The 6,487-nt window shown below is 60.1% G+C and carries 5 protein-coding genes; 4 read left to right on the forward strand and 1 reads right to left on the reverse strand.

Annotated features, from left to right (window positions below; all coding sequences use genetic code 11):
* From RMO15_RS00485 to RMO15_RS00495, 3 genes are all read left to right on the forward strand, one after another.
* Window positions 1-779, forward strand: a 779-nt coding sequence (locus RMO15_RS00485; protein WP_309706844.1) for a sulfatase-like hydrolase/transferase, incomplete at its 5' end; no start/stop codon positions are given.
* Window positions 780-783: 4 nt separating this feature from the next.
* Complete coding sequence (locus RMO15_RS00490) at window positions 784-2,388, forward strand: sulfatase-like hydrolase/transferase (protein ID WP_309706846.1); 1,605 nt, start codon at window positions 784-786, stop codon at window positions 2,386-2,388.
* The gene (locus RMO15_RS00495; protein WP_309706848.1) at window positions 2,385-3,368 is read left to right on the forward strand and encodes a formylglycine-generating enzyme family protein; all 984 of its coding nucleotides are present in this window, start codon (window positions 2,385-2,387) and stop codon (window positions 3,366-3,368) included. Before RMO15_RS00490 ends, RMO15_RS00495 begins: the two co-directional genes overlap by 4 nt.
* A gap of 9 nt (window positions 3,369-3,377) precedes the next feature.
* On the opposite strand, the gene RMO15_RS00500 is transcribed toward RMO15_RS00495, so the two are convergent.
* A complete protein-coding gene (locus RMO15_RS00500; RefSeq protein WP_309706850.1) occupies window positions 3,378-4,736 on the reverse strand; it encodes a sulfatase-like hydrolase/transferase in 1,359 nt (452 codons plus the stop codon).
* Between the two features lie 90 nt (window positions 4,737-4,826).
* Between RMO15_RS00500 and RMO15_RS00505 the strand changes: the two genes are divergently transcribed.
* Window positions 4,827-6,284: a sulfatase gene (locus RMO15_RS00505; protein WP_309706852.1), complete on the forward strand. Its 1,458-nt coding sequence runs from the start codon at window positions 4,827-4,829 to the stop codon at window positions 6,282-6,284.
* Window positions 6,285-6,487: the final 203 nt, after the last annotated feature.

A 6,487-nucleotide genomic window follows, 5' to 3' on the forward strand; every position in this document is an offset into this window, starting at 1 on the left:
CCCAGAACCTCATCGCCGACGAGACCCTGCGCTGGGTGCGCGAGAACAAAGACCAGCCATTTTTTCTCTTCTACTCCATCACACTGCCGCATGGCCGCGCCGAGATAGATGATCTGGGAATCTACAAAGACAAGCCCTGGAGCAATCTTCAGAAGACCTATGCCGCCCAAGTCACACGTCTGGATAGTGATATTGGCCGCTTGCTAGCGCTTCTCAAGGAGCTCAAGATTGATGAGAAAACTCTGGTGATTATTGCCGGAGACAATGGCTCGTCCTATGCGCCTGACTCAGAGATTGGGCGCTTGTTTGAGCAGGCCGCCAATGGGCTTCGTGGCTACAAGCGGGGACTGTATGAGGGAGCCCTGCGCCAAGCCGCCATTGCCCGCTGGCCCGGCGTGGTGAAGGCGGGGCGCGTGAGCAGTGAGCCTTGGGCGTTCTGGGACTTCCCCGCCACAGCGGCGGAGCTGGCAGGTGTTAAGCTTCCCAAAGACTATCTCACGGACGGTAAGTCGCTTGTCTCACTCTTGCGCGGCGGGAAGGCCCCCAAGCGGGACTACTTCTACTGGGAGCTCCACGAGGGCAAGCCAATCCAGGCCGTGCGCTTTGGCAGCTGGAAAGCCGTCAAGAACGGCCCCACTGAGGCGATTGAGCTCTACGATCTCTCCAAAGACCCCGGTGAGCGAACAAATCTTGCCAGCCAGCGTCCACAGGAGCTAGCAAAGGCCGAGACACTTCTTAAAACTGCCCGTGTTGCCGACCCAAGATGGTCTCTACAGTGACATCATGAAACTAAGACGATTCCTTGCTCTGCTTGCACTCTTTGTCCCGGCGCTGGTGGCCAGAGCACAAGAGAAGCCCAATGTGCTCTTTCTTCTCTCCGACGACCATAGCTATCCGTACCTGAGCTGCTACGGCGATAGCAATGTCAAGACGCCCGCCTTGGACAAATTGGCCGCAGAGGGGATGAAGTTCCATCGGTTCTTTACGGCGGCTCCCCAGTGCGTTCCCTCGCGGGCAGCGCTTTTGACCGGGCGCTCCCCGGTGGCGGCCCGGATCACTCGGTTCTCCGCACCACTCCCCCGCGATGTCGAGACTTTTCCGGAAGCGATGCGCCAGAAGGCGGGCTACTTTGTCGGAGTGTGTGGGCGTAGCTATCACTTAGATGGCGCGGATCTTGGGGGGCTCGTGACCAAGAACAACCTCAAGACCTTCACGGAGCGCTTCGACTATGTCAAGACCGGCTCCGATGAGGCCACAACCACGCAGATGAGCGAGTTTCTGGAGAAGAAGCCCAAAGATAAGCCCTTCTTTCTCTGGGTGAACTTTAGCGACCCGCACCATGTCTGGAACGCACCGGCCTCGTTCCGGCCCGATCCGGCAAGCCTCAAGCTCCCGCCACACTTCCCCGACCTGCCCGGCATGCGCTCCCAGCTCGCGGACTACTGCGCCGAAGTGAACCGTGTGGACACGAGCGTCGCGCGTATCTTGAAGCTTCTCGCCGAGAAGGGACTGGAGAAAAACACGATCGTGGTGTTTTGCGGCGACAATGGGCAGGCACTGCCGCACGGCAAGGGCTCGCTCTACGATCCGGGGCTCAATGTTCCGTTCCTGGTGCGCTGGCCGGGTGTGGTCAAGCCCGGCGGCGAGTCGCGTGCCCTGCTCTCGGGTGAAGACCTTGCCCCGACACTTCTTGCGGCCACGGGACTTGCTGGCTCAGAGAAGATCAGCGGCGTGAGCTTTCTGCCGCTGCTCAAGGGCGAGGCGTTCACCCCGCGCAAGCAGCTCTTTGCGGAGCGTGGGCCACACGGAAGCGCCCCAGTGACCGTCGGGATGAAGAACAGCGGCTACGATCTCTCGCGCTGCGTGCGCACGGATCGCTACAAGTTTATCTACAACGCGACCCCCTGGATTCCCTACGGCCCCGTGGACTCAGCCGGGGGGGCGGCCTGGAAAGAGATCACGGAGGCCAACGCTGCTGGAAAGCTCATGGCAGGGCTAACTGCCACCTACTTCACCGCGCCCCGCCCCGTCTACGAGCTCTACGACCTGGATACCGACCCGTCGGAGCTAAACAATCTCAGCGGCAAGCCCGCGCTGGCAAGTGTCGAGAGAGAGCTTCGTCTGGCGCTGGCCGAGAAGATGACCGTAGACTTTGACTACCTCCCGCTCCCCGACCTGGGCGACATGCCCCCCACAAATAATCGCGCCGCGCAGTTCAAGCGCCTCGATTCCAACGGGGATGGCAAGCTCAGCAAGGCCGAGTTTAGCGCGGGCCGCGAGGCCAAAGAGGCCGAGCGCTGGTTCATGCAGCGCGACACCAACAGCGATGGATTTATCAGTCGGGAGGAGTTTCTCCCTGCCGTCCCGAATCCAAGGCCACCAAGATGACTAAAATCACGTTCTTACTCGGCTGCGTCCTCCTTACCGTAGCAGGCTGCACGAAGCCCACCTCTCCTGTAAACAGCACTGAGGGCATGGTTAAGATTGCCGGTGGGACGTTTCGCATGGGCAGTGACGATCCGCGCTTTGCCGACGCGCAGCCGGTGCATAAAGTGACGCTTGTTGGCTTCTGGATGGACAAGTACCCGGTCACCAATTCCCAGTTTGAAACGTTCGTCGCCGCCACCAAGTACCAGACCATTGCGGAGCGGCCCCTCGACCCTAAAGAGTTCCCCGGTGTTCCGCTCGACAAGCTCGTGCCCGGCGCGGTGGTATTTACCCCGCCCGACCGTGAAGTCCGTTTGGATGACGTGACGCAGTGGTGGAGCTACATCCCCAAGGCCGACTGGCGACACCCGGAAGGCCCGACGAGCGATCTGAAAGGCCGTGAGAACCATCCCGTGGTGCACGTCGCCTACGACGACGCGGCGGCCTATGCCAAGTGGGCGGGCAAGCGCCTCCCCACCGAGGCGGAGTGGGAGTTTGCCGCGCGTGGTGGGCTCGATCAGAAACCCTTTATCTGGGGCGATGACTTTGCGCCGCAGGGCAAGCAGATGGCCAACACGTTTAACGGCGACTTTCCCAACAAGAACACCAAGACCGACGGCTTCGAGCGCACGTCGCCCGTGGGCAGCTTCCCCGCCAATGCCTTTGGCCTCCACGACATGGCGGGCAATGTCTGGCAGTGGTGCTCTGACTGGTACCGCCCCGATTATTTTGCCAAGAGCCCCGAAAAAAGCCCCAAGGGCCCGGAAGAGAGCCTCGACCCCGATGAGCCGGGAATCCAGAAGCGCGTGCAAAAAGGCGGCTCGTTTCTGTGCTGCGAGGCGTACTGCGCCCGCTACATGCCCGGTGGCCGTGGCAAAGGGGACATCAACACCGGGAGCTCCCATGTCGGGTTTCGGTGCGTCAAAGACGGCTCCCCGTAGTCCTTCGGTTTACTGTAGCACTTCGGCGCTCTCCACGCGGCGCTGCGTAAAGCCCGTGAATACCTCGGGGTGTGGCAGGATTGCTGCGGGCGGTTCGCCCGCCTCAGCCATGCGTGCCAAGAGGCGCGTGCGGAGCTGCTCACGGACAGCAGTATGGCTCGGGTGGTTCACCAGGTTCTGGAGCTCGTAGGGATCGGCTTCTAGGTCGTAGAGACAGTCCTCGGTGTAGGTATCGCTACCGGGCTGGCTATTGCCTCCCACGCCTGCGGCAACCACGCTGTACTTCCAGCGGTGCGTGCGGATGCAGCGCCCCACCTGGCTCTCCGAGATCTGCGAAAAGACCTCTCCCGGCCAGCCCTCGGAGCGGCGTAGGAGCGAGCGGCCCTGCATGGTCTCCGGAATCGAGAGGCCCGCGGCATCGAGAAGGGTGGGGGGCAGATCTACCAGGCTCACTAGGTTCTGCAGCCGTCCCTGCCCGGAGAAGCCTGGCCCGGAGAGCGCGGTGGGAACCCGTAGGCTGGCATCGTGGCAGCTGCGCTTGTACTCGGCGTTGCGCGTCTTGAAGTGGTTGCCATGGTCTGAGGTGTAGAGCACCACCGTGTTTTCCAGGATACCGAGGCTCTTGAGCGTGTCTAAGAGGCGGCCAAATGCCTCATCGAGCCGCTTGATCATCCCAAAGTAGCCGGGCAGGTGCTGCGCGCTTGTGCCCCCTAGGGTCTGGAGGTCGGGAGGCGTCCAGCGGCCTGTGTAGCGCTCGGCGTAGCCTGTTGGAGCCGGGTAGTCATCGCGGTGGTTCTGGTGGTGTGGCTCGATATAGGAGAGAAAGAGAAAAAACGGCTGGTCGCTCTGAGTGGCGCTGTCTATAAAGCGAATCGCCGCGTCCGTGATGCCATCCACGCGGTAGCCGGGGAGCTTAACCGGGTTGCCGTCGCCGTCGAAGACCGTGCAGTCGTAGGCATCGCTGGTGAACTCCAAGAGATTGGAGGCCAGCCAGAACTCGTAGCCGCCGCGCTGCTCCTTGGGAACCGGGCCAATATGCTCGTGCGACCCGAGGTGCCACTTGCCGATGTAGCCGGTCTGGTAGCCTGCCTGTGAGAAGCTCGTGCCCAGGTTGGGCAGGCTCTGATCCAGCCCGATCCCAGTGCGCCAGGTTCCCGTCGCCGTGGCGTACATCCCGGTCTGGAGGCAGGAGCGTGCGGGGCCACAGACCGGCTGGCAGGTGTAGGCGTGGTAACAGTGCGTTCCCTCTTGGGCAAAACGGTCAAAGTTAGGCGTCAGATCGAGGGGGCAGCCGTGCACTCCCGTGGTGTCGGCGCGCTGCTGGTCGGTAAAAAAAACAAGGACATTGGGCTTCATAGAAAGGCTCATTTCGATTCTGGGGTATTCTACTGCACAAATACTTGTGCTGACAATACGCAAACGATTGCAGAAAAGAAAGAGAGGTGGTAGAGTTTCCTTATGAAGTACAAAGCTGTCTCGACTCTGGTGTTGCTTGCTACCCTACTCCCTCTCTCTCTCGCCGCTTCGGTGCGGGCACAAGAGCAAGCCCCTAAGCCGCGCTACAATGTTCTGTTCTTGATGGCCGATGACCTGCGCCCCGAGCTGGGGAGCTACGGTGCACCCGTCAAGACCCCGAATTTAGATGCACTCGCAAAGTCCGGCGTGCGCTTTGAGCGTGCCTACTGCCAGTACCCGCTCTGTAACCCGTCGCGCTCTAGTTTGCTCACGGGGCGCTACCCACAGCAGACGGGCGTTCTGGACAACCAGGGAGACCTGCGGCAGCTTCACCCTGATTGGGTCACTCTGCCCCAGCACTTCAAGAACAACGGCTACTCGACACTGGCAACGGGCAAGATCTACCACGGCGGACTCGAGGCTGATCTCTCTTGGACCGAGGGCGGACAGCGCAAAAAAGCCACGCAAGAGGCACTCTATGCCCTCGCAGACCCCGATGATGCCCTCCCCACCTCCATTGCCCAGCAGCCACGCCCTACCCCGCAGCAGCAGCGCGACCGAAAGGCGAACTCGGATAAGATTATCGTCCTGCCCGGCAAGGGCGATACCCACGCGGACAATAAGATTGCCGAGCAGACGATGGACTACCTCACACGCTACAAAGACAAGCGATTTTTTCTGGCGTGTGGCTTTCAGAAACCCCACAGCCCCCCCACGGCGCCGCAGAGCTTCTTTGATCTCTACGAGGTCAGCAAGATGGAGCTTCCCACCAATTTTGCACCGCGTCCGACGGTAGCGCCGGGGTTTCCGACACCGTCGCTAGTGCCCAACTACGATCTTTTTATCGAGCGTGACGCCACGCCCGAGCAAGCTAAAGAGATGCTACGGGCCTACCGCGCCTCGACGAGCTGGGTGGACTGGAACGTAGGTCGTGTGCTGGGAAAACTCGATGAGCTAGGGCTGCGTGAGAAAACGATAATTGTCCTCTGGGGCGATCACGGGTATCATTTAGGCGAGTGGGGGAAGTGGAGCAAGCATGGCTCGCTCTACGAAGTCGGGGCACGGGTGCCGCTTCTTGTGGTGATGCCGGGAGCCAAGGGGAACGGAAAGAGCTCGCCGCGCATCGTCGAGACGCTCGATCTCTACAAAACCCTCTGTGAACTTGGTGGGATTCCCGTACCTGCCGGTGTGGAAGGAGCAAGCCTAGTGCCGCTCCTGAAAGACCCCACGATGCGCTGGGATCGTCCCGCCTTCACTGTCGCGGGGCAGGGTAAGAATGTCCATATCGCGGTTCGCTGGGATCGCTGGCGCTACGCGGAGTACGCCAACGGTCAAGCCATGCTTATAGATGAGGTTGCCGATCCAAAAGAGACAAAAAATCTTGCGGACGACCCGATGCACGCCACGATGCGTGAAAAGCTAGCCGGTATGCTTCGCGCCTACCGAGCAAAAGTAAAGTAAATAGACTTAAGAAAATCACGCGCTCAATATAAATCTTTATCTTGGAGAAACTCTATGAAACAGGCTTTGTTGCATAACGTTTTTGGATAGACGTGCTTAACTGCATTTTCTGAACCTACCTCGTTAAGTTACTAGGTTAGAAGGCGACACGATGGCATAGCTCTCACAACGGCCAAATTCAAGGAAACGATTCAAAATACGAC

This window comes from Armatimonas sp. (genome assembly GCF_031410135.1).
In the GTDB taxonomy this organism is placed as follows: domain Bacteria; phylum Armatimonadota; class Armatimonadia; order Armatimonadales; family Armatimonadaceae; genus Armatimonas.

What these genes read in the sequence shown, in the direction of transcription:
- RMO15_RS00500 (WP_309706850.1), bottom strand. Translation starts at nt 4,736, where the DNA reads ATGAGCCTTTCTATGAAGCCCAATGTCCTTGTTTTTTTTACCGACCAG.
- RMO15_RS00495 (WP_309706848.1), top strand. Translation starts at nt 2,385, where the DNA reads ATGACTAAAATCACGTTCTTACTCGGCTGCGTCCTCCTTACCGTAGCA.
- RMO15_RS00490 (WP_309706846.1), top strand. Translation starts at nt 784, where the DNA reads ATGAAACTAAGACGATTCCTTGCTCTGCTTGCACTCTTTGTCCCGGCG.
- RMO15_RS00505 (WP_309706852.1), top strand. Translation starts at nt 4,827, where the DNA reads ATGAAGTACAAAGCTGTCTCGACTCTGGTGTTGCTTGCTACCCTACTC.